The organism is Vibrio sp. 10N.261.52.C2 (genome assembly GCF_041471425.1).
GTDB lineage: Bacteria > Pseudomonadota > Gammaproteobacteria > Enterobacterales > Vibrionaceae > Vibrio > Vibrio crassostreae_C.
Genome location: NZ_JBFROH010000031.1, coordinates 22,658 through 47,203 on the forward strand (window position 1 = coordinate 22,658; position 24,546 = coordinate 47,203).

The 24,546-nt window shown below is 47.0% G+C and carries 10 protein-coding genes; 5 read left to right on the plus strand and 5 right to left on the minus strand.

Annotated features, from left to right (window positions below; all coding sequences use genetic code 11):
• The first annotated feature begins 1 nt into the window (after window position 1).
• On the plus strand, window positions 2–1,114 hold the full coding sequence (locus tag AB4307_RS12330) for an ABC transporter ATP-binding protein (RefSeq protein WP_017066148.1): 1,113 nt from the start codon (window positions 2–4) through the stop codon (window positions 1,112–1,114).
• A 270-nt stretch (window positions 1,115–1,384) separates the two neighbouring features.
• Window positions 1,385–2,752 (plus strand): GTPase HflX, encoded by a 1,368-nt coding sequence (gene hflX, locus AB4307_RS12335; RefSeq protein WP_017071725.1) that lies wholly within the window; start codon window positions 1,385–1,387, stop codon window positions 2,750–2,752.
• 113 nt (window positions 2,753–2,865) lie between these two features.
• Here hflX and pfaD read toward each other — a convergent pair whose 3' ends face one another.
• The 4 genes from pfaD to AB4307_RS12355 are packed head-to-tail and all read right to left on the minus strand — an operon-like array spanning window position 2,866 to window position 20,365.
• Window positions 2,866–4,503, minus strand: coding sequence for an eicosapentaenoate synthase subunit PfaD (gene pfaD, locus AB4307_RS12340; protein WP_372131983.1), 1,638 nt, complete (start codon window positions 4,501–4,503; stop codon window positions 2,866–2,868).
• A gap of 30 nt (window positions 4,504–4,533) precedes the next feature.
• A complete protein-coding gene (locus AB4307_RS12345) occupies window positions 4,534–10,473 on the minus strand; it encodes a hotdog fold thioesterase (protein WP_372131985.1) in 5,940 nt (1,979 codons plus the stop codon).
• Entirely contained in the window at window positions 10,470–12,518 is a 2,049-nt protein-coding gene (locus AB4307_RS12350) for a PfaB family protein (protein WP_372131987.1), read from the minus strand. The genes AB4307_RS12345 and AB4307_RS12350 overlap by 4 nt, the downstream gene beginning before the upstream one ends.
• Complete coding sequence (locus AB4307_RS12355) at window positions 12,518–20,365, minus strand: phosphopantetheine-binding protein (RefSeq protein ID WP_372131989.1); 7,848 nt, start codon at window positions 20,363–20,365, stop codon at window positions 12,518–12,520. Before AB4307_RS12355 ends, AB4307_RS12350 begins: the two co-directional genes overlap by 1 nt.
• A gap of 721 nt (window positions 20,366–21,086) precedes the next feature.
• Between AB4307_RS12355 and AB4307_RS12360 the strand changes: the two genes are divergently transcribed.
• Window positions 21,087–21,899, plus strand: coding sequence for a 4'-phosphopantetheinyl transferase family protein (locus AB4307_RS12360; protein WP_017060627.1), 813 nt, complete (start codon window positions 21,087–21,089; stop codon window positions 21,897–21,899).
• A gap of 75 nt (window positions 21,900–21,974) precedes the next feature.
• Here the strand turns inward: AB4307_RS12360 and AB4307_RS12365 are convergent, their stop codons facing one another.
• Window positions 21,975–22,382: a thioesterase family protein gene (locus AB4307_RS12365; protein ID WP_004736070.1), complete on the minus strand. Its 408-nt coding sequence runs from the start codon at window positions 22,380–22,382 to the stop codon at window positions 21,975–21,977.
• A gap of 346 nt (window positions 22,383–22,728) precedes the next feature.
• Here AB4307_RS12365 and AB4307_RS12370 point away from each other — a divergent pair, with 346 nt between their 5' ends.
• Window positions 22,729–23,724 (plus strand): TRAP transporter substrate-binding protein, encoded by a 996-nt coding sequence (locus tag AB4307_RS12370; RefSeq protein WP_017071719.1) that lies wholly within the window; start codon window positions 22,729–22,731, stop codon window positions 23,722–23,724.
• Between the two features lie 64 nt (window positions 23,725–23,788).
• Window positions 23,789–24,544 (plus strand): TRAP transporter small permease, encoded by a 756-nt coding sequence (locus AB4307_RS12375; protein ID WP_029235189.1) that lies wholly within the window; start codon window positions 23,789–23,791, stop codon window positions 24,542–24,544.
• Window positions 24,545–24,546 lie beyond the last annotated feature (2 nt).

Here is a 24,546-nt window from a genome sequence, read left to right on the forward strand (position 1 = left end):
CATGGCAACATTAGATTTAAAACAGATCCGTAAAACCTATCGCAACGCGGACAACGAAACGTTAAAGGGCATCGACATCAGTATCGATTCGGGGGAATTTTTGATACTTGTCGGCCCTTCGGGGTGTGGAAAATCCACCCTAATGAACACCATTGCTGGGCTAGAAAATATTAGCTCGGGTGAAATCGTGATTGATGGTGTTGACGTGGCCCAGGTTGAACCTAAAGACCGCGACATCGCGATGGTATTCCAGTCGTACGCACTTTACCCAAACATGACGGTACGCGGCAATATCGCCTTCGGCTTGAAGATCCGCAAGATGCCACAAGACGAAATCGACGCAGAAGTGAATCGCGTCGCTGAAATGCTGCAAATTGAGCAACTGCTTGATCGTAAACCATCACAGCTATCTGGTGGTCAGCGCCAGCGTGTCGCGATGGGACGTGCACTAGCGCGTCGTCCTAAGTTGTACCTGTTCGATGAACCGCTTTCTAACTTGGATGCCAAGCTGCGTGTTGAGATGCGACACCAGATCAAACGCCTTCACCAAAAGCTTAACACCACCATTGTTTACGTCACCCATGACCAAATAGAGGCGATGACCTTGGCGGATCGTATTGCGGTGATGAAAGATGGTGAACTGCAGCAACTCGGTACGCCGCAAGAGATCTACACCAAGCCAAATAACATGTTCGTGGCGGGCTTTATGGGTTCACCATCTATGAACTTCATTAAGACCATGGTGGATTTGGATGATGAGCAGAATCCGATCATCAAAGTAACGGGTACAGCTGAGCAAGAGCACCACATTCGATTACCACAAAGCATGCGTGAGCAAGATGGCAAAGAAGTGGTGATTGGCCTGCGCCCTGAACATATTACCGAGCAGGAAAGTGAAGATGTGTCGGCAACGACCAAGCTAGACTTGCAGTTAGAAGTGCTAGAACCAACAGGGCCAGATACGATTGCGATGGTGAAAGTGAACGACCAAGAAGTGGCATGTCGCTTGTCGCCAGAATTTGAAGTGTCAGTTGGGCAAATGGCGCCGCTGCATTTTGACTTATCAAAGGCGGTATTCTTTGATGCTCAGACTGAAGCGAGAATTGATTTTTAGTTTTTGAGACAGTAGCTCAATGAGAGTCTAAGCTTAAGCAAAGGCAGTATCACTAATTACTAATAAGTAACGTGATGCTGTCTTTTTTGTTGTTTTAGCCTGTTTTATTTCCTCACGAAAACAGAGGGATAAACGAGATAAATGGATTAACTGCAATAATATCGCCAAATAGCCTCCGTTAGCTCTATAAAGCTGACCGAGAACAGCGTAGGATCGCGCTACTTTAGACCAAATACTAGGTTGCACATTAGTGCATAAACAGAAGAATACATGAAACTAACAGCAAAACCCTCAGCTAGTAACGCTTTACTTATTTCTATTACGACACCGGACTTCAAAGGTGACGAAGCAAAAGAGTCTCTTGCCGAACTTGCTCGCTTAGTAACAACCCTAGGGTTTAAAGTGGTCGGTACACAATCACAGCACCACAGTTCAACACAACGACAAAACGTGTTGGGCGCAGGTAAGCTTGCAGAAATTGCACACTTAACCGGTTACCAAGGTTCGATTGAAGAAGCCGAAGATGAAGATTTTATCGATGAGTCTTTTGATTTTCGTGCTGGTATCGATGAGTTAGATTTTGATGATCTTCCATCTGAAGACGTGGAGTTTGGTACTGCTGACGTAGTGGTATTCGACTGTGATTTGAGCCCATCTCAACTGCGTAATGTAGAAGCTCACTTGGGTGTCGAGGTGTTTGACCGTACTGGTATCATCATTGAGATCTTCAGCCGTCATGCTCGTACTCGTACCGCACGTCTGCAAGTTGAAATCGCTCGACTAAACTACCTAGTGCCTCGACTGCGTGAGACGGCCGACGGTGATAAAGAGCGTCAAATGGGTCAGGGTGCAGGTGAAACTTCACTAGAGCTAGACCGCCGTAAAGTACGTGACCAAATTGCTGCACTTAAGCGTGAGCTGGTTAGCGTACAAGACGAAATGAAGAACCGACGCACTCAGCGTTCGGAGCTTTTCACTGTTGCTCTGGTTGGCTACACCAACGCGGGTAAATCTTCGATGATGCGCGCTATGACCGCAACCGAAGTGAGCGGTGAAGATAAGCTATTCGCGACCTTAGATACCACGGTTCGTGCACTTCAGCCGATCACTCAGCCGCGTATCTTAGTGTCAGATACGGTGGGTTTCATCAAGAAACTGCCACACGATCTGGTTGCTTCATTCCACTCAACACTAGCAGAAGCGCATGATGCTTCATTACTGCTTTATGTGGTTGATGCTTCTGATGTTTCATTCCGCGCACAGCTTGATGTGGTACACGAAGTATTAGCGCAAGTGGGCGTTGAAGGCAGCGAAAAACTATTGGTACTGAACAAGTGCGATAGATTGAGCGAAGAAGAACAGTTAGAGCTGATTGAAGAATTCCCAGATGCAATGCTGACCTCGACTCGTGACCCGCTCGATATCACCAAACTACACAAGTACATTGTGGGTGTGGCTGAACAAGGCATGATCGAAGAAGAGATCACGATTCCTTATTCTGGACAAGGCATTATCGGTGAGATTCGCTCAAACATGAGTGTGGTGAAGGAAGAATACGACTACGAATGCATCAAGCTTACTGTACGCTCAAGTGCAATTGATTTAGCGCGCTTGAAAAAGCGTATGCAGAAGTCTTAATTTTGTAGCGAGCCTGGCAAGAACAACCAAAAGAAAAGCGACCCGATAAGGTCGCTTTTTTGTTTCCTGTCGCTGAGTAATTAGTTACTCGTCAACCAGTCCATTTAGGTCATTTACGCCATTCTTTGTGTCGGCTTCCAACGTGCTAGCTCTGGATCAAGCTTGATACCTTGCGAGGTCAGCAAGTTAACACGAGCCAAGTAGGCTGCGCCATGCATTAGGTGTTTTGCTAGGTCGACTGCATTACGCTGCTGGTAATCATCTAGGTAGCTGTCTTTCGCCCATGCGTTGAATGCGCCAAGTGCAGGGCCAGCCCATACTTGGTAATCCATCTCACGACCTTGCTCGCCGGTGTTTGACCAACGGCTAGAAAGACCCAAGTACCAACGGAAGATCAACGCCATTTTACGCTTTGGGTTGCCTTCAGCGCGTTCGATCTGTTTAGGATCGCGCTCGTTAAAGTGCGCCACAGTCCCCGCCCAAATGTCATCCAGTGTTGAACGGAAGACTTGCTTCTCAAGCTTCAGACGCTCTTCTACTGGAATCGCTTCAATTGAGTCGTAGCGAGTGTATAGCTCATGAAGTTTGTTGGCACGCATTGGGAACAAGGTGCCGCGCTTAACCACTTGCAGTTTCACGCCCATTTCGAACATGTCGGCCGCCGGAGCCATCGTCACGTCAGCCATTTCAGTTGTCGAAAGCAGCTTACGTGTGTGTTCGCTTGCGCCAGCCTCAATACACGCTTGGTTGATTGAACCAGTAACAATGTAAGCCGCGCCCATGTTAAACGTCGCTAGAGCAGCGTCAGGCGTACCTACGCCACCACCACAACCGACACGTAGCGGTGTTTTGAATTGGTACTGAGCTTGGATTTGCTCTTTCAGTGCAAGAATCGTTGGCAGTAGGGTAACCAGTGGACGATTATCGGTGTGACCACCAGAATCGGCTTCTGCGGTAATGTCATCAGCCATAGGAACAAGCTGTGCCAGTTCCATCTGTTCTGCTGTGATTCGGCCTTCATCAACTAAAGCTTGCAGCATTTTCACAGGAGCAGGCTGCATGAACTTACTTGCGACTTCAGTACGGCTTACCTTAGCAATAACCTTGTTACCGATCTGAATCTCACCTTGTGCATCGCGACTAAGGCCAGCTGCACGGTAGTGAACGATTTGCGGTGTTAAACCTAAGAATGCAGAAGCCTCAACCGTTTTCACTTTGTGCTTCAAAAACAGCTCTACACTGCCACGTTCTAGCGCGGGTTCACTTGGGCTGTGAATCAGGTTAAACGCGTAAGGGCCGTTTGGCAGTGCTGCTTGGATACGGTTGATCGCTTGCTCAACGCGAGATGGGATTAAGCCCGCCGCGCCAAATGAACAAAGAATGCCAGCCTGACCAAGCGCAATCACCAACTCTTCAGATGAAATACCGTTTGCCATTGCGCCCGCGTAGTAAGCGTATTTCACGCCGTGGCAGCGACGAAAATCTTCGTCGCCTAGGCTTTGTGTACCAAGAGCTGGAGCAAAGGCGCTAACAGGTTGGTTGTTCGCTGAACTTGCTGAGTCGCCCGATGTAATTTCCGCTTGTTGGCTAACACCTAACCCTTTTTCTGGGTGGTTCACGACGTAACAAGCAAGGCTTAAGTCTTTTAGTATTGTCGACATTGCCGCGTTATCAAAGCGAGTTGTGCTCTCTTCGATCTGCCAAGGCCACGGAGATAGCTTTTCGTTATTGATAGTGGTTTGAGTTGTCATAATTATTTCTTTCCTAGATCCGTGTTAGGCTTATGCTTCTTCGATACAAATAGCGATGTCTTTCACTTCGTAAATACGCAGACCATCTTTGCTTAGGTTTGCGTCGCCAACGATGATGCGTTTGCCGTCTTCGTCTTTAATCGCAGTGATGTGTACATCCAGAGACATCTGTTTGTTCAGAGGGTTAATCTGACCACGATATTTCCATTTCACTTCAGATTGGATTTGACCAAACTTCGGATTGCGGAAGCCAGCGCCTAAATCTTTATTCAGTGCGTAGGTTTGCATTAACTCGATGATCGCTTCGACACCTAGAGAGCCTGGCATTACCGGATCTTGATGGAAGTGGAACTGGAAGAACCAATCGCTTGGGTCAATTGTACGCTCAGCGTAAAGGTAACCTAGGCCATCTTTACCACCATCGCTGGTGATCTGCACCGTATCGATAAAGTTCAAACGACCGCCAGCCAGTTGGTAGTGCTCTTGCACTTCACCAGTAGCAGAAATAGGTGCATTGAAGTAACGCGTTGTTTTGTCTAGCAGGTTGATGTTTACATCTGGCGTGCGATTGTTATCAACGTGCCAAGGGTGAGTCACTTTACCGTTGTCCAAACCAAGTTGGTCTTTCAGTGCTGCGCCTTTGAAGTAACCAAATACCGCTGTACCTTGGTAGAAAGGCACGCCGTCAGTACTCAATTCGAAACTGAAGCTCTGTACGATGTTGGTGCCCATCATTACGGTTGAAAGCAGACGAGAATCGTTGGTGATCGTTTTGCCACGCAAGTCGACGTTACGCAGCATTTTGCCGCTACCATCTAAGTTACGGAAAAACAGTTCTTCACCTGGGAAGCCCAATGTTGTTCCCATGTAGCCAGAGATAAAGCCGTTTGGCTGCAGTGAAATCTCCATCAATACCGAGTAAGGCATTAGGGTCTGGTGGCTGTTTTCATCAAAGTACCATGCATTTTCTGGCACTTCGTATTCTGCGATACACGATGAAGGTTTCTTGAAGTCACCACGCTTACCGTCGATCTCAACAACGCGAGTAGTTAGCTGCAAGTCGCCACACGGAGTACGTGGTGGAATCATGCCACGGTAGATAGAGAAATCAGGACCGAAACATTTCTCGATATCGCCTGTCGCAAATTCAAACATGTGGTACGGAGTGAAAGGTACTGTGTCTGGTGTGCGGTTCGGGTAATCAGGTGTTACTGGAGCTTCAACGTGTTGAAGAGGAACCACACCTTTGTTTGGCGCAGTTTCTAGGTCTTCAATCTGCGCCATAAGTGGAGCGTTTATTGAAGCTTGTTGGTTCACTGCTGGCGTATGGCCCAAGCTTTTATGGTCCAAGCTTTCGATAACAGGGGTCGCGGCAGCTGTTTCTAAAGAAGGTAGGTAACGAGTACATTCGTTGTCTTCTTTGATCATCACACCCAAGTTTTGGAAATCAACAATCACTTTGCCGTTCAGTAAGATATCGATGTTAGCTTTCGCGTATGGGCGAGGGCTTAGATCAATCTCAGTCACTTCCATGCGGTAAGTCAGCTCTGCCGATTGTGGTAGCACTTGTCCACGACAACGTACTTGTTGAGGCGCATTCTCAAGCGGTTGGAAACGACCATTTTGAACAAGCGTGTGCATGCCAAGGTGCATCATGAAGAATTGAAGAAGTTGACCACAACCTTCTGCCATCAAAGAGCCAGCCATTACTGAGTCATCTTTGAAGTGACAAGGGAAGTACCAGTGCTCAGGCTCTAGCTGCTTATGACCTTCAATCAGACCAAGTCCCCATGTGCCACCTTGTGGTTCAACACGGCTAACCTTTTCGATCATCATGAACTTCTCTGAGCTGAAGCATAAAGAAGGCTGGTGGCTATTGGATTGGTGAGTTGGACCAAAACACTCTGCAATGTTGGCTGTCAGTAGATGACGCAATTCTTGGTGGTTAAACTGCGTTTTAGGGCAGTGCAACATAGGGTCGAAGCGTTGCTTAGTTGCAAGCTTACGAGCCTTGATTTCATCTTCAGTGTGAATCACACCTTTGCCATCTGCTAGCTCTTCATCAGTGAAGAAGCCCGCACAGCCGTTATCCATTTTCAGGATCATCTTGTCGCCAACGAAACATTCGTACGAGAAGAAGAACAGCAGCGTGTCGCCATTGCGAGCAAAGTTGTTGATTGAGATGTCGTAACGCAGTGTATCGCCACCACGAGGCAAGTCGCCAAGGAAGGTCAGCGTGCAATCAAGTAGGCGATAAACACGCTCACCTTTGTTTTCAAAATCGATACCTAAGTAGCTGATCAGCATTAGGTCACACTGACCAGATTCAACTGCAACAGCCCAAGGGATCTGACCATCAACAAGATACGGTGCATCAACTGGGATGTCGTATTCGGTAGTCATTGTGCTTGGCTTGTACTCGTTCACTGTCGCGTTGAGCTTGGTTACACGAGATACCAATAGGTAGTCGGTGGTTGGTAAGCGAACGCGACGCGAGTAGCTATCAATGATCGCGTAGTCAGGGCCAAATACATTCGCAATATCACCTTCCGCGTATTCAACCAGATCATCGTAATCCCAGATACATGGCTTACGGATAGGTTTTACTGGTGCTGGCGTCGCAAGTGCGTTAACTGGTGTTGACTGAACCTGAGTTGATTGAGCTTGAACAGGCTGAGCTAATGTTTCGGCTGAGCTATCTAAACCAGACGTAATTGCGTTTAGCTGTGCTTTTAATAGCGCATCAGCCATCTGCATGCCTTGGGCACGTGTGTGCAGGAATGCTTTGTGTACTTGCTGAGCTGCTTGCTGATTTTGAGCAAAAGCTTGGTTGTATGGTGTTACAGACGGCTGTGATGCTGCATCCGTATTAGCGTCGATATTCGATACGCCATTTTTAGCGGATAGGACATGAGTCATATTGCTGTGGTTACCTATTAGCTGACTGTGGCGAGTTGGCGCCAGAGTAGGGGATACTGATGTAGGAGTTTGGATGACTGGCTCTACCGCGTTTTGCGCTAATGCTTTCTTCTCTAACTCTTTTTGCGCAAGGGCTGCTTGAATGCTTGCTGTCGTTGGAACCGACGCCACTCTTGCTGCTTGTTTACCAGAAGCTTTCTGCTGAATCGCAGCCAAGTTAGTCACTGGAGTCTGGGCAATATGTTGATAGATATCGCGACCACCTAGAGTCACTTGCTTAACTAATTGGCGCTTAGCATCACTCGCTAATTCATTACTTAAACGAACCGATAGTGATTGAGATTCAACACCCGATTGGCTTAGTAGCAGCTGTGAACATTGTCCTTCGCTGATGTTGGCAACAATCGCGCTCTTAGAACTGATATTTGGATTCAGAGGTGCAAGGTTCAGGTTGAGCAGACCGTGTAGCAGGCTTGCCATACCAGAAGCTGCAGAGCAATGACCAACACGTTGACTTGCTTGAGTCGTCCTTGCGTCCCCTAAACTGAGAGATGAAGACTGATATGATGAAAACTGATGAGATGAAGATTCTGGTGCATGGTTAAGCTCAAGCAGAGAAACATCGTTCGAGCTCATACCGATTTGAGTCAGTAACTCATCAGAAACGGCGTTGCTGCGCTCGCTTGAACCAAAGGCCAACGCGTTGATACTGCCGTAAGCCGTGTCTTGGTTGCTCGCTACTCGGTTTTCTTCCACAAGAACAATCGCACCTGCGCCTTCACCTACATTCCAACTGCCGTCTTGCGGTTGTCCGAATTTTGGAGCAAGCGACACTGGGCTGACGCTGTTCTTCAGAATCACATTCTCTGCACTGCCACTAAGGTCAACGGCTGCAATCACGACTGCGTCCATGGATTCTTGCGACATCAAGTTTTGTGCAACATCGATACAACGAGCAACCGACTGTTCAGCGGCTGAAATCGTAAAGGCAGGGCCGTTAAAGTCCCACAATGAAGAGATACGCGAAGCCATGATGTTACCAATGAAACTGGTGTATTGGTTCAGCTTTGCTGCGTCCATCACACTGTCCATCGCGATGGTTTCTAGCGCTTGGTATTCGTCTTGAGTTAGTTCGATACCCATGTTGGTAAAGCTGTCAGCCAATTGGCTATGCAGGTTTACGCGTCCACGGAATTGGTGCATCTCAAGCTCAGTTTCCATCGCGACTAAAACCGCAACCTTTTGGCCTGCAACAAGCTTGGCATCTTTGATGGCTTCGTCCGCAACTTTCATCAGTAGCAACTGCTGAGAGATCAAACGGTCATCTTCATTTGGCGGCACTTTGAAGCGAAGGAAATCGAGATCGAATTGATCGATGTACGCGCCATTTGGAATACCGTGTAAACCAAACTGATTCAGTAGTTCTGGATGTTGGTCTAAGCCTTTCCAGCGTTTCTTAGGCAAAGCAATGAAAGCATCGTTGTTGGTTTCAATCGCAGTGCTCAGCGCATTGATACTTTGCAGAGAACCGAAGTGAGATGCGAGACCAGTAATGCTTAAATTAGACGGCTGTAGGCTTGGAGAAACCGATTCTTGAGTCTGGTTTACATGACTGGTGTCTGAATACGCTTCAAGCAGTAAGTGAGCATTACAACCACCGAAACCAAATACAGAAACACCTGCACAGCGCTCTTGGTTGCCCGCTTTACTTGGCCAAGGTTGAACCTGCGTTGGCAGAGTCTGTGATCCAAATAAACCTTCAGGCGATGATAGTGGCTTGTCCAAATTAATACTTGGCGGAAGTACACCTTCTTTCATCGCAAAGATCATCTTCATGATCCCTGGCATACCTGCCGCAGTCAGTAAGTGACCGAGGTTTGACTTCGCAGAGCCAATCAATGGCGGGTTAGAACCATTCAATCTGTCAGCAAAGAAACGCTCCATTGAGGTTAACTCAACCTTGTCACCTAATGGCGTGCCGGTTGCGTGACACTCAATCACTTCGATGCTGTCTGGTGTTAGGTTTGATGCCTCGTAAGCGCGTTCAAAGGCTTGTATTTGTCCTTTGCTGTTTGGGCTTAATACGAACTGGCCACGGCCATCGTTCGACAAGCCAATACCGCTGACGACTGCGTAGATATTGTCGCCATCACGCTCTGCATCAGCTAAGCGTTTTAGGACTAAAACACCAGCACCTTCGCCAGCAAACAAACCTTTACTGTTGCTATCAAACGGAACCGACACACCGTGGTCAGGGTAAGCGTGGAAGATGGAAAAACCCATGTTGATAAAGAATGGGTCAGCACCGGATACCGCGCCTGCCAACATCATGTCGGCTTTGCCCGTGTTCAAGTAATCACACGCTAGCTTCAATGAATACACTGAGCTTGCGCATGCCGCATCTAGGCTAAGTTGCACGTTGCCAAGACCCAATGCATCAGCCACTAATTTAGAGGCGTTATGTGCCGCAGCACCATTGATCGGGTTGAGGTCTTGAGCCGTTTCATTGGTTGGTAGCAGTGAAAACTGATCATTAGCCAATTTATCTTTAAGTGCTTTCTCGACCACTGAGTGATACATCGGCAGAAATAGGTCGTTTGAGCGTGTGGTTGGGAACGAAAGGGCACCCATGATCACGCCTGTGCGCTCTAAAACATCGGCATTTAAATCAATGCCTGCGTCGACTAACGCCTTGCGACTGGTATCCAAAGCCCATAGGAAACTCTGGTCAACACCGTTGAACGATTCTGCTGTTAAGCGGTAGCCATTGCTATCGAAATTGAAGTTTTCGATGTAGCCGCCTTTGTCACAGTAAAAGCGGTCTGATTCACCTTGAACGCCTTGATAGCTTTCAGGTTTAGCACCTAACTTTTCAGCGCTTAATGTGGTTCGAGAATCTTTTTTATCCAGCAAGTTTTGCCAAAAGTCTTTTGGCGTATCGGCTTCTGGGTATTGGTTAGCAATACCGACAATCGCGATCTTATTGCACTTCACTTGCTGTTTGTTTTGAGCCTGATATTTATATTGAGATGGTTTCGATTGAGAACTCATACTAGCTCTCCTTGATGATTCACTGCGCTGCCTTGAGACAAACCGCTTAATTGCTTAGCTGCGGTGATCTGTTGTTCTAGCCCTTGGATAAGAGGCTCGACAGACAATGGGATTTGATGAGTAATGAGCTGACCAATGCATTTTATGAGCGTGACAACATCGTCACCGCCTTTGGCATTGGAAGCGATTGTGCAGTATTGGTCTGCTACGTTGTCGCTACGATTGATCTTGTCGATCAATGTGCTGGTTTGACGATCGGCACCTACTTCGACAAACAGACGCGCACCTTGTTGACGTGCACTTTGGATCAACGCGGTGAAATCCAGCGTCGAACAGAAAGTGTCGGCAATCGAAAGGGCGATGCTGTCGCTGTCTATATTGATTGGTGCGCCCGTCGGTAGACCTGCTGCGCTGATAAAGCGGATATGCTTTGGCAATTCGTCGAACAGTGGTTGCGTGTAAAACTCACGCACTTGGCTATGTTGGCTCAATGCTGGTGTGGTGTGCATCGCAGTAACACGGTTAGCGGCAATACCACGTTTACCCAGTTTCTTGAGTAGTGCACGACATGTGCTTTCACAACCTGCTAGCACGCAAGTATCACCTTGGATGATAGCGAGATAAGCGCGTGGGAATTCTGGTAACAGAGCCTCAATCGCTTGTGCATCACTGCGAACCACAAAGCTATTCCATTGGATGCTTTCGTTGCCGTTCAGCTGCCAATCTTGACGCACAGCTGTGAGTTCGCCAGAAATAGCCGTCGTGAAAATAGGACTGGTTTGAGTCATCTCAATCAGCGCATGTGGGTTTTTCCAAACATTTAAGCTGGCCCACATGGAAGCTTCACCCTTGGAGTAACCCAAAGCGAAATCTGGCTGCACTTTGAATTCATCACATAGCAGTTGTGTTAACAGATAACTACTGCCTACACCTGCAATTGCCAATTCACTAAGCGACATTTCTTGCGAGTCTTTAGCGTAGGTTTTTTCAGCCTGCAGCATCTCTTTCAAGTTACCTTCGCGTTCTAAGCGAGCAAATAACTGTGGGAAATGGTGGTGAAATTCGCGCAACATACCGGGATAAACCGTGCCAACACCAGGGTAAACAAATGCAACGCCACCTTTGCTTTGAGGCTTCGGTGAGAAACAACTGCCCGCTGGCGTTTTGTATTGGCTATTGTCAGCCATTACTTTTGGCAACGCATTTTCTAGCGCTGTGATCTCTTGTATTGCAGCATCAATTGAAGCGGCTTGAATCACGATGTTCGCCCCACGGCCAGCATTGTGCTGAACGCTTTGGAAGTGACTTAGGTTTGAATGCATCAGGGTGGCGATAGCAAGTTCGCTGTCTGCCGCTTCGTTAACGCATTGAAGCTCCACTCTTAACGAGGTTAACTGAGAAACCAATTCAGTTTGCTCGCAGCCAGAAACCACAAACATCAAACGTTCGCTGGATAGCAATGGTTTTGGTTCGTGCAAACCGGTCGCTTGAGTCAATATCAGGCTGGTGGATTTCTGGTTTTCTTCGCTGAAGGTTAACGCAGCAACACGTGCTTTGTTCGGCTCAGTGAACCAGTAATGGTTAGGTAATGAATGGCTCGGCAATGAACGGCTCGATATTGCCTCAATCATATTCAACAACTCATTAAACTGCTGCGAAGCAGATAGGGTTGAGTATTGTTGTTGATGGCTTAAATCTGAAGCGGGGCGGCGTGACATATCCAGAGCAAACTGAACGCTATCTCCATTATCTAGATCGAGAGCTTCAACAAAGCCCGCCAAATTCGCGTGTGGGTGAATCTTATTCTGAGCAGCATTCAGCGCACTTAACATCAACAATGATGGTGAGTGAGAATCCAAACAGAGTTTAACAACCCTACCTTGATTGACTGTCTCAATCGCTTGAGTAAATGCTTGATTAAAACTGCCATCAACCACAACAGAAACCATTTCAGGAGATAAGTCGGCAGAAAGCTCAGCCGCGTTTGCTGGCTGAGCTAAAAGAGCGATGCGCAATGGCATCGCTTTATTAGTAGGAACAGTCACTATGACAATTGCTCCTTTTCTGGGTTCTTAGTCGCCTCTTTCTTTGATACTGCAGAGCTAGACTTCGGCAAAAATGCGTCGTTTAAGCTCTTGCTGATGGTGACTTTGGCACCTTTCATTACCGCACTTAAACGACCATCTTGGTGGTAAAGCGAGATATCAGCCTGCAGTGAACGAGCCGTGCTTTTTATCACGCTCAGTTCTAGCCAACCTTGGTCACCATTGTGCATCGGTGCGTAACAAACAAACTCACCGATTGCAGACGGTAGACTTGCCGCGCCGTACTTCAATCGAGCCCATACCAGCATTGCTTGCAACAGATAATCTTCAGAAAATGGTTGGCTATCGCCAAAGCCTTGCTTAGGAATAAATGATCCGCAGTCGCTGTTTTCAATCTGAGGCAACTGGCATTGAGCCAATAAGCCTAAGTCGTCAAAGCGTTCAACTGAGGTAATACCTTGCAGTCTTGGTCCGTGAAACAGAGTGCCGTCACTGTATAGAGCTTGTGCCGTTGTTACTGGTGTTGAAGAGTTAGCTTCAAAGCGTTTTGTCGACGCTTGTTGAACATCTTCAGACACTTGCACAGAGGCAACTTGCAACTGAGCTTGATACTGTGGTCGCCCTTGGCAGCTGATTACTGCTTTTAGCTGATCTTTTGATTTATCGTCTGAAGACAAGACAAGCGTTAGCTCTTGCACTTCATCAGTATCAAAAATCACACCCTTAAGCAGTTTATAGTTGTGAACGCTAACGTTCACCCCTAACAGTTGCTCTGCTATTTCACGCATCCATTGGATAGCACACACTGTCGGTAACACTGGGTTACCGGCAATGCAGTGATCTTGAATGAAAGGCAATGCCTTCGGATCAAGATGACGTGTCACAGTGATGCTTGTATTCAGCGGACTCTTTGCAAGATGCACAGACTCCGCATTAAGCTTTTTTACAGCAGCTTCCTTGTTGTCAGAACCTTGCATGCTCGTGCCAACCAGCAGTTGAATGCCAGTTTCGTTCAGTAGTTGAGAACTAAACAGCTCTGCACCTGCCTGAAGAGGAATTACGTACACGCCGCGCTCTGTGAACATACGTTTCAATGCTGCGTTGACCATGCCACCGTCCCACGGTCCCCAGTTGAAGCTCATCACTTTTGCTTGAGGGTTACGCGCAGACAACTGCAGAGCCGCTTTGTTTAGGATTTCGTTAGACATCGAGTAGTCACTTTGGCCTGTGTTTCCGTAGAAACCCGCCGCCGAAGAGAACATCGCAATCAGTTTTAGCTTACTGCTATCAAGACCACTAAGAACTGCTTCTAGTCCGCCCACTTTCGTACCGTAAACCATGTTCAGTTCATCAAGCGTTTTATCTTGAATGTGCTTGTCAGCCAGTACGCCTGCACCGTGGATGAGACCCGTGATGCCTTCGAAATTCGCCAGTGTTTTCGCTACTGACTCATGGTTCGACACATCTAAGCTTAGGTATTCAGCGCTCGCGCCAATCTCGTTGAAAGCGGCAAGTGCTGCGTTGATTTCAAGGCTGCTCAATACCGGTTTTAGCAAGGTATCAACTTTCTTCGGCGTTGGTTTGTCACCTGTTGCTTGTAGGTGAGCGATAGCCGCTGGTTTTAGCTCTTTCTCTTGCTTGCCTTGTGCCCACTGAGGTAGCTCAGCTGAAGTAATATGCTTACTACGACCTGCAAGAATGAAGTGAGACTTACATTGCTTAGCAAGTGTCAGTGCACATTCAAACGTCACGCCTTTAGCGCCACCCGTCACCAGAACTTTGTCGCTCTTGGTGAGCTGAGCACCTACGTTTTTGGTTTGCGCATCACCTGGTGTTGTCGCAATCAATGTTGCACGACCAGATTCCCCGTTTTCCGCATGGCTAAGGCCGATTTCAACCGTGTTGGTATCGATATCGAACAGTTCGCCTGTGATAGCTTCAGCTAGGTGACGAGCATCAATCGAAGCGTCAGCATCTAATGCACGGCAGAATACGTTTGACCATTCATGGCTCAGTGTCTTAGTTAGACCAGATAGAGCCGCTTGGTTAAGTTCTGCATTCGCTAATTGCTTAGTATCTAGGTAACCAAAGCCACCATCGATACGGCTTAGTGTGAAGAACACGCTACGACCAGAAACGGCATTCAGTTGGCCATTTAGGTGCTTGGCGAATAAGAACGCTGTCGTCAGTGAAGCTCTTGAGTCTGCATTCAAGTTAACCGCTTGCTCGTTGCTTTGTTTAGCATCAACGATAGCTTGTAGGTGAATGAAGCCAGCAATCACTTTGTTCGACGTTTTAAGGTCTGCTTCGATGTCGTTAATAACTGCAGTCACACCAGCATCATCGACGCTGTTGAGTGTGTAGCTTGCGATTTCACTGTTTAAAGGTGACGCGGCAGAAAGAGCACTACGCACTACAGCAACTTGAATGCCGTTAGCGGTCAACTTTTCTGCTAGAACACCGGCGTTGTGACCATCATCGGTGATCACAACACAAGCGTCTTTTGAGAAACAATCGACGAGTTTATCTGCCGCTGGTAGCTTTTTTAGCGCTACCTCATTGTGTGGAGGAAGTTCCGCTGTCGCTGTTTCTGCGATAGGCGTTACTGATTCAGCTTTTGGAGTCGCTACGGGAGCAGCAGCGGATAGCTTGCTTTGCATGTAGGTAACGATTTCACCAAGCGTACGACACTCAGCTAAGTCTTCAGGGTTTAGCTCTGGCAGCGTTGGCAATTGGTCTTGAACTGTACCTAGAATTTCAACGCGTTTGATTGAGTCGATACCAAGGTCTGCTTCCATGTCCATCGCTAGGTCGAGCATTTCTGCTGGGTAGCCAGTTTTATCGGCAACCACTTCCATCATTGTCGATTGAACATGAGCAGGGTTTAGGTCGTTGCTCGTGCTTTCTACAGCGGCTTCTGGAGCACGCGCTGCGTTAGGAGCTTCATTAGCGCCTAGCTTGCTATTCATGTAGTCAACGATTTCGCCCAGAGTACGACACTCAGCTAGGTCTTCAGGGTTTAGCTCTGGCAAGGTTGGTAGTTGGTCTTGAACCGTACCAAGGATCTCAACACGTTTGATTGAGTCGATGCCAAGGTCAGCTTCCATGTCCATTGCTAGGTCGAGCATTTCTGTTGGGTAGCCCGTTTTATCCGCTACTACGCTCAACATTGTGCTTTGAACTTGTTCTGCGTTTAAACCGTTTGATACTGCTGGCGTAGATGCTTGAGCTGCTACTGGAGCAGAAGCTGGAAGCTTGCTGTTCATGTAGGCTACGATTTCGCCTAGAGTGCGACATTCAGCTAAGTCTTCAGGGTTTAGTTCTGGAAGAGTCGGTAGTTCATCTTGAACCGTACCAAGAATCTCAACACGCTTGATTGAATCGATACCAAGGTCAGCTTCCATATCCATTGCTAGGTCTAGCATTTCAGTCGGGTAGCCCGTTTTCTCTGCTACTACTTCTAACATGGTTTTTTGAACGACAGCCGCATCTAGTCCGTTGTTAGCTGCTGCTGGCGCAACTAGTTCCGTTTGTGCTGCAACTGGTGCAGAAGTCGGAAGCTTGCTGTTCATGTAGTCAACAATTTCGCCAAGAGTACGACACTCAGCTAAGTCTTCAGGGTTTAGCTCTGGAAGAGTCGGCAGTTCATCTTGAACCGTACCAAGAATCTCAACACGTTTAATTGAGTCGATACCAAGGTCTGCTTCCATATCCATTTCTAGATCAAGCATTTCCGTTGGGTAACCTGTCTTCTCAGCAACCACTTCTAGCATGGTTTGTTGAACGACTTTTGCATCAAGGCCGTTAGCTGTTTGAACAGGAGCGGTTGCGCTTGGCTGTGCGGCAACAGGCGCTGATGCTGGCATCTTGCTGTTCATGCTTTTACTGTTCATGTAGCCGACGATTTCACCAAGAGTACGACACTCAGCTAGATCTTCAGGGTTCAGCTCAGGTAGGTTTGGCATTTCGTCTTGAACGGTACCAAGGATCTCTACGCGCTTGATTGAGTCGATACCAAGGTCTGCTTCCATGTCCATTTCTAGATCAAGCATTTCCGTTGGGTAACCCGTTTTCTCAGCGACCACTTCTAGCATCACTTTTTCAGCATCGGCTGATTGTACTGCCACTGGTGCAGCCACAGGAGCCGGTTGCGCTTTAACTGGCACAGGTTGAGCTGCAACAGGCGCTGCCGCTTGAGCCGCTACTTGTGGTGTAGGAACGGCTTTCTGTACTGGAGCTTGCTGAGCTGCTGTCTTTTGAAGCGGTGCAGCTTGAACTGGCGCAGCTTGTACAGGAGCAGCTTGTACTTGAGCTACAGGTTCTTGAACGATAGCTGTTGGAGCCGCTTGAATCACTGGTTGAGCATTTACTGACGCAACGAAGGTTGGTTGTGCCGTTTGTACTGAACCTTGCGTCAGCATATTAAGTGCTGAGTTGTTGCTGTGCGCTTGCATCTCTAGGTAATGAGCGTGAGCTTTTAGCGTCTCTGCTTGGTGCTGGTGGAACATCTCCATAGAACGTTGTAGGTTTTCAGGAATTGCTACGCCTGCTGTTGCCATTTTCGCTTGCTCAGACATTAGGGTGTTGAACGTGTCACCGTATTGCTGAGGAATCGCAAGGAACTGCTGATGTACTTCTGCTGCTTGTTGTTGAGCATTGAAGAACGACTGCAATGAAGACTCATCTACCGTTACTTGAGTTGTTGGCTGACTAGTCGTTGGGGCAGTTTGAACCACTTGTGATTGCGGAGCTGCTGTTGCCACTTGTGCACTTGGTGCAGGAGCAACTGACTGTTGTACATTTGAAGCTTGAGGAGCAGCCACAGGTACTTCAACGATTTCTGTTTTAATCACTTCTTTTTCCACGATTTTCTCGACTTCAACTTTCACTTCAACAATCTCAGTCTTTTCGGTGACGTTGCCTGAAGCCAATGATTGATCCATTTTCTTACGAGTAGCAGGGCTGATGTAGTTGGTTGCATTCAGCTTGATGTTCATTGGTGATGCCTTCGCAGGTTCAGCAATGTCAGCTTGGTAAGGGTCAATGTTGTCTAATGAAACACCTGCCACGCACAATTGAACCGCAGCTAAGCGAAGCTGTTGGTCACTGTCGCCTTTAGGGCTTGGGTTGATGCTGATTGCGTAAAGCTCTTCGTTCTTATCAGCCAATGTTTTCTCAACCAGTTTTTGAAGAATGTTCTTAGGACCGAACTCAACGAATACGCGCGCACCTGCTTCATACATCGCTTCAATTTGCTCGCTAAAACGAACCGATTGCAGCATGTGTTGCTTGAACGCTTTCTTGATCGCTTTCGCGTCTTTGCTGTGCAGTTTGCCCGTTGCGTTTGAGTAAAGCGGCAGCGTTGGAGCGCTGAATGAAGCTTTATCAATTGCAGAAGCAAATGGTTTTTGAGCATGAGCAACAAGCGGGGTGTGGAAAGCACCAGATACTGGCAGAGCAATTGCTTTGAAGCCTTGCTCAGTTAGCGCTTGGGCTGCCTGCTGAACGGTTGCTGTTGGACCAGCAATAACCAATTGAGTCGGAGCGTTGTAGTTGGCAATGCTCACGCCTTCGAATTGGCTGATGCAGCTTTCAACGGCTGGAAGTTTGTCTGCGTCTAGAATGACCGCAAACATAGTACCGCTGTCGCCTTGTTCAGGTGTCGCCGCCATCGCATCGCCACGAGCGAAAGCTAGTTGGTAGTAATCGTCTTGCGAGATAACACCCGATGCACATAGTGCGCTTAGTTCACCAAAGCTATGACCTGCGACCATGTCGGCCTTGAAGCCAGCTTGAGTCATGATGTCGAACTGACCCATAGACACAGTACCAATTGCACTTTGCGCATTGGCCGTGTTGGTTAACACCGCTTCTTGAGCTTTGGTTGCTTCTGGTGTGAAGGTTGGAATTGGGAACAGAATTTGCGACAGAGCCGTTTTCTTGTGCTGACCAAATACCTGATCCGCTTGAGCAAGCTGTTGACGCATCTCTGGGTAATGACAAGCAAGCTCGCGACCCATGTTGAGGTATTGCGAACCTTGACCTGCAAATAGTGCCGCGACTTTACCTGCACTGTTTTCAGCAATCAGTGCTGACTCACGGTAGCTAGTACCGCTCGGCATCTGCCAATGTGTTTTGGTTTGGCTCTCAAGCATAGAAATCGCTTGAGTCAGTTGCGCTTGAAGGTCTGCTTGGTCAGTGACAACTAAACCAATACGAGCATGCTTAGCGTCAACTTCGCGTAGAGCGTGTTGTTCAGCAAGCGCTTCCAGTTTGAATGCAGCGTCTGCAGCTTGAGTTGAAACCTGCTTGAGCTCATTGATCAGTGCTTGACGAGATTCTGCGCTGAATAACAGCGTTTGCGGCACTTGGCGCTGACGGTATTTGTCACCGCGAGCGTGCTCTGGTGTGTACTCTTCCAATACAACGTGGAAGTTAGTGCCACCAAAACCGAATGAGCTGATACCTGCACGGCGTGGTGTGCCGTCGACACGTTTCATCCAAGGACGCGTTTGTGTGTTTAGGTAGAACGGAGAGTTCTCGATATCCAGTTTAGGATTCGGAGCCGATACGTTGATCGTTGGCGGCAGTACTTTGTGGTGCAGTGCTAAGGCAGCTTTGATTAAACCTGCAGTACCCGCGGTTGATTTAGTGTGACCAATTTGAGATTTCACCGAGCCTAACGCAATGTGTTGCTTCTCTTCGTTGTTCTCACTGAATACCGAGTTTAAGCCACCAAATTCAGCCACATCACCCGCTGCAGTACCTGTGCCGTGCGCTTCTAAAAGGCCAAGTGTGTGCGGTGCGAAACCAGCATCATCGTAAGCACGTTTTAGTGCTTTTGCTTGTCCTTCAGGGCGAGGTGCGTAGATACTCTTGAACTTGCCATCCGAAGAAGAACCGACACCTTTAATCACTGAGTAGATTCTGTCGCCGTCGCGCTCTGCATCTTCAAGACGCTTAAGAGCAACCATGCCGATGCCTTCACCAATCATCATGCCTTTTGAGTCGATGTCGAAAGGTTGAATGGTTTCATTAGTAGTGAATGCTGGAGTTTTAGAGAAGCTCATGTACATGGTTGGTGAGTTATCAGTACACACACCACCTGTGATCATCATTTCACTGCGGCCTTCAACCAATTCACTTAGAGCCATACGCATTGCGGCTAGAGAGCCAGCACACGCAGCATCTACCACACAGTTGATGCCACCAAGGTCAAAGCGGTTAGCGATACGACCTGAAATTACGTTACCCAATGAACCAGGGAATGAGTTCTCTTCCCAGTGGATGTATTGGTCTTGGAATTTTTTGATCAGCATTTCGCTGTCTTCGTCGTTGATGCCACTGCTCTTGAAGACTTTTTTCAAAACAGGGTATTGAAGACGAGCATTCAAGCTTTGAGCGATCTTCTGACCACCGCCTACACCGAGTGTAATACCGATCTTATCGCGATCGTAACCTTCAGGAAGTTTCGCATCTTCAAGTACTTCTTTTGCCACGATCAGAGATAGCAGCTGTGACGTATCAGTCAGTTCTAGGATATTTGGCGGAAGGCCGAATTCCATAGGGTTGAAGTCAACTTCTGGGATGAAGCCACCGCGCTTACAGTAAGATTTGTCTGGCGTAGTACGATCTGAATCGTAGTAATCTTCTGGGCGCCAGTGTGTATCAGGCACTTCGGTAATTGCATCGATCTTTTCGCTGATCAAATCCCAGAATTTGTTTAGGTAGCGAGAGTTCGCAAACATGCTTGCCATACCAACGATAGCAATAGGCATGTCTTTAAGACGTTTATTAAGTCGAGTGTCGTCGACTGATTCCGGTGTATTTTTTTCGGGTTGGCTCATTATGAGTCTCCACTTGAAATCACTGAGGGCGATGTCGTGTTTTGAGGCTGCGCTTTTAATTGAATCGAAAATAAATCTGAAACAGATTTGGGCAAACGCAGCTGAAGAGTAAGGCTGCCGAAAGTTGGCCACCTGACTGAAATAGGGGGTGCGAAGTTCATTGACTTGCAGACGTTGAGAACGTGTTTCATGCGTGAAGGGGGTATTCGAATGTGAGGTTAATGTCCATTTAAATCCTGTCCAAAGTACTGCTTTATGCAAAGCAGGTATCCGCAATAAAAACGTGTGAATTTGTTTAATGGTTGAGCAGGCTACCCGAGGTGAGTGGCCGATACAATGCTCCCAGAGGCCACTATGATCTGTTCAGACCAGATGATTTTACTGAACTTTTGTTTTTTGTATTTTTAATGCAATTAACTTATTGATAATTAATGGATATGAGTAGTTTTTTAGTGTTTATGCTCTATTTTTTGACTTGGTGAGATCTATGTCAGATTTTTGTAAGTAACATTTAATAGATGACTGTTCTGTAAGGCTAAGTGTGATCTGTGTTTTAATTTGTTATTATTTGAAAAATTAGTTTTAAGTCCGCATATGAAGGGTGTTTCCTGCCCAAATTCTCTATGTTTCTCTCAAAACATAGGTGAGTTAAATTTGTTCGTTTTGATGTTTTATTGATGGCTTTATGAATAGTGATTTTTAAGAAGTGAGTGCTCAAAAGATGGAAACACCAGTCGTTGATTTGTGGCTTTGTTCTCTAAGCAATTTGGATGAAGGTACTGATCATGTGTCGTGCCTTAAACAGAAACTGACCGACGATGAAGTCGCTAAGGTTGAGCGTTATCGAATGCCTTCATCTCAGATCCAAGCGCTCTATGTTCGTAACTACTTACGAGAGGTTCTGTCGATCTACTCTGATTTGACGGCTGAAGAGTGGCGATTTGAGTATGGTGAAAAAGGCAAACCAAGCTTGATTGCAGAGCAGCAACACAAAACCGGACTGAATTTCAATATTAGCCACAGTCAAGATCATTTACTGATTGCTGTCTGCCGAACGAAAGGGCAACCACTACAGCTTGGGGTGGATATAGAACATGCAAGAAGCTCGACCAACATCGCGGCGATCATGAAGCATTACTTTTCGGAATTTGAGATTAACGATTTACTCGAGCTGGATGAGGTATCTCAAAGAGAACGTTTTTTTGATTTGTGGGCACTGAAAGAGTCGTACATCAAAGCGACAGGTAAGGGGTTGGCCACATCATTGAAAAGTTTTTCGTTCGATTTTTCCAATCTAACTCAACAAACGCTGCCAGTTCATTCGTCGGGTTTACGACCAGAGTTACATGGAGGAATCATTGTCCATAACGGTGTAGGGTTGGATGCTGCTGAAAATGACAATACTTCAACAGATTGGCAATGCAGTTTAGGAAGGCTGGATAACCAGTTTCGATTTGCCGTGACGCTTGGTGGTGCAACGCTTCCTATGCAATTAGAGATTAAGTGCTTCCCCAAATCGAAGCTACTTGGCTGAGTTTACGTTCGTTACACTAGAACCTTTAGCTTCTAATCTTGAGCACGGCTCGCTCTCAGCCATTCGTAATATTGGTTAACTCGTTTCGCCAAGCATCGCTTTTAATACTTCTGCGGGTACAGGCTGAAGTTGTTTGTCTTTATCTAGGCAAACCATCTCGATATCACCAATCACGGCAGGTTTGGTTGCATCTTTACGCCATACCTCTTGTCGCCATAAGGTTTTGTATTTGCCATCGAGCTCAAAAGAGGTTCGGATATCGCAGATCTCTGCGAACTCAACGCCGTCTTGAAAGGTCATATTGGCTTTATAGACTGCAAAGCCTAGTCCATGTTCATTCCACAACTCTGCCAGTTTATCGCTGCCCAACACATGTTCGCGTGCACGCTCAAAGTATTTGAGAAAATTAGGATGATAAACCACACCTGAGTGATCGGTATCTTCGTAGTAAATCTGTACTGGGTGATGGTAGATCTGACTCATTGGTAGCAACTCTTGGTTTATAGTGGATCAGTAAATCTGACTAAGTTGTGCAGCACTCTACAGGATAGGTCGAAATTACTTCAAGGCATCTTCGTGAAAGGGGCTTTTGGTCAGACCTCATTTATCATTGATGCTTTGGTCAACTCCCACCCATTTATAAATATTCTATGTGTCATTTTCCACCCATTAAATTTTGCAAAGAGCTGGCGACTCATGTTGGCAACGATGATGAAGCCTTGCGGTTAAAGGCTTGTTAATGTTTTGTATCAATATGGCGCGTTAATTGCCTTAGTGAAAGCACGCAGTTCCCATTGAAGGGCTGCTTTGTTTACTAAGGAGAATAATAATGTTTAAGCCTCTTACCCTGCTGTCTGTATCTGCTCTGGCGCTCACAAGTTTTAATGCCGCTGCAAACTGTGACCCTGGTGAAATCGTGATTAAATTCAGTCATGTAACCAATACCGATAAGCACCCGAAAGGCATCGCCGCTTCTTTACTGGAAGAGCGAGTAAACACAGAAATGAATGGAAAAGCTTGTATGCAAGTTTTCCCTAACTCAACACTTTACGATGATAATAAGGTACTGGAAGCCCTGTTAAATGGTGATGTTCAAATGGCGGCGCCATCGCTGTCAAAATTTGAGAAGTTCACTAAGAAATACCGCATTTTTGACCTTCCTTTCCTATTTGAAGACGTAGAAGCCGTTGACCGTTTCCAAAACTCAGAATCTGGTGAAAAGCTGAAGAACGCGATGAAGCGTCGTGGCCTGCAAGGTCTTGCGTTTTGGCACAATGGCATGAAACAGATGTCGGCGAACAAACCTCTTATCAGCCCTGAAGATGCAAAAGGTTTGAAATTCCGTGTTCAAGCATCGGATGTATTGGTGGCTCAGTTTGAACAACTGGGTGCTAACCCACAGAAGATGTCTTTCAAAGAAGTATACGGTGGCCTACAAACTAAAGTTATCGATGGTCAAGAGAACACATGGTCAAACATCTACGGTAAGAAGTTCTTTGAAGTACAAGACGGCGTGACCGAAACTAATCACGGTATCTTGGATTACCTAGTTGTAACGTCAAACGACTTCTGGAAAGACCTACCTGAAGATGTACGTACGCAACTTGGCACAATCGTTCAAGAAGTGTCTGAGACTCGTAACGCAGAATCTTCAAAAGTTAACCTAGCGAACAAAAATAACATCATCGAAGCGGGTGGTGAGGTTCGTACGCTTACGCCTGAACAGCGTGAAGCATGGGTAACTGCGCTTCAACCAGTATGGAAGAAGTTTGAAAAAGACATCGGTTCAGACCTTATCGATGCAGCGTTAGCTTCAAACCAATAACACCGCTAAGGGAGTGGCGAGTATTCGTCACTCCTTATTAAAACAATTATAAGCGGAGTCAATTATGGAAAAGCCTCAAATGGAACAACCAAATTCTAGCGAATCAGCACTGGAAACCTCTCTTTTTTCCAAAGTCGGAAGAGTTACGGATGTGATTGAAGAGTCACTAATCGCATTTTTCCTTGGCGCAATGACGCTACTTACTTTTGCCAACGTGGTATTTCGATACGCATTCAATGACAACATCTTATGGGCACTGGAACTGACCGTGTTCATGTTTGCTTGGATGGTGTTAGTGGGCGCATCTTATGGCGTTAAAAAACACTTCCACATTGGTGTTGATGTGATCATCAACCTTGCCCCAGAAAAGCTACGCAAAGTGTATGCGCTCATCGCCGTGACAAGCTGCCTAGCATTTTCAATCTTACTTCTTATCGGTTCTTGGAATTATTGGTACCCATTCGCGACCGATCGCGCATGGTACGAGACCGACGATATTCCAATGCCAGAGATGCTTCAGTTTCTTGCTGACTGGCTGAATGAAGGCGAGCGATACGAGAAACTGCCACGTTTTATTCCTTATATGGCGCTGCCGATTGGTATGGCAATGCTAACGTTCCGTTTTGCTCAAGTTGCTTACCAAGTCGTCACAGGCAAGCTTGACCGCATGATTGCAGGACACGAAGCCGAAGAAGAGCTGGATGCGCTGAAAGCAGACGTGCTAGCGGGCCCTGACGAAGATGCAACGGCGGTATTGAATTCGACTCCGCAGAACAAAGCGAATGAGTCGAGTACAAAATCTAACGGTAAGGAAGACTAATC

Coding starts and splice junctions, on each gene's coding strand:
- AB4307_RS12330 (WP_017066148.1), top strand. CDS start 2: ATGGCAACATTAGATTTAAAACAGATCCGTAAAACCTATCGCAACGCG.
- hflX (WP_017071725.1), top strand. CDS start 1,385: ATGAAACTAACAGCAAAACCCTCAGCTAGTAACGCTTTACTTATTTCT.
- pfaD (WP_372131983.1), bottom strand. CDS start 4,503: ATGACAACTCAAACCACTATCAATAACGAAAAGCTATCTCCGTGGCCT.
- AB4307_RS12345 (WP_372131985.1), bottom strand. CDS start 10,473: ATGAGTTCTCAATCGAAACCATCTCAATATAAATATCAGGCTCAAAAC.
- AB4307_RS12355 (WP_372131989.1), bottom strand. CDS start 20,365: ATGAGCCAACCCGAAAAAAATACACCGGAATCAGTCGACGACACTCGA.
- AB4307_RS12360 (WP_017060627.1), top strand. CDS start 21,087: ATGGAAACACCAGTCGTTGATTTGTGGCTTTGTTCTCTAAGCAATTTG.
- AB4307_RS12365 (WP_004736070.1), bottom strand. CDS start 22,382: ATGAGTCAGATCTACCATCACCCAGTACAGATTTACTACGAAGATACC.
- AB4307_RS12370 (WP_017071719.1), top strand. CDS start 22,729: ATGTTTAAGCCTCTTACCCTGCTGTCTGTATCTGCTCTGGCGCTCACA.
- AB4307_RS12375 (WP_029235189.1), top strand. CDS start 23,789: ATGGAAAAGCCTCAAATGGAACAACCAAATTCTAGCGAATCAGCACTG.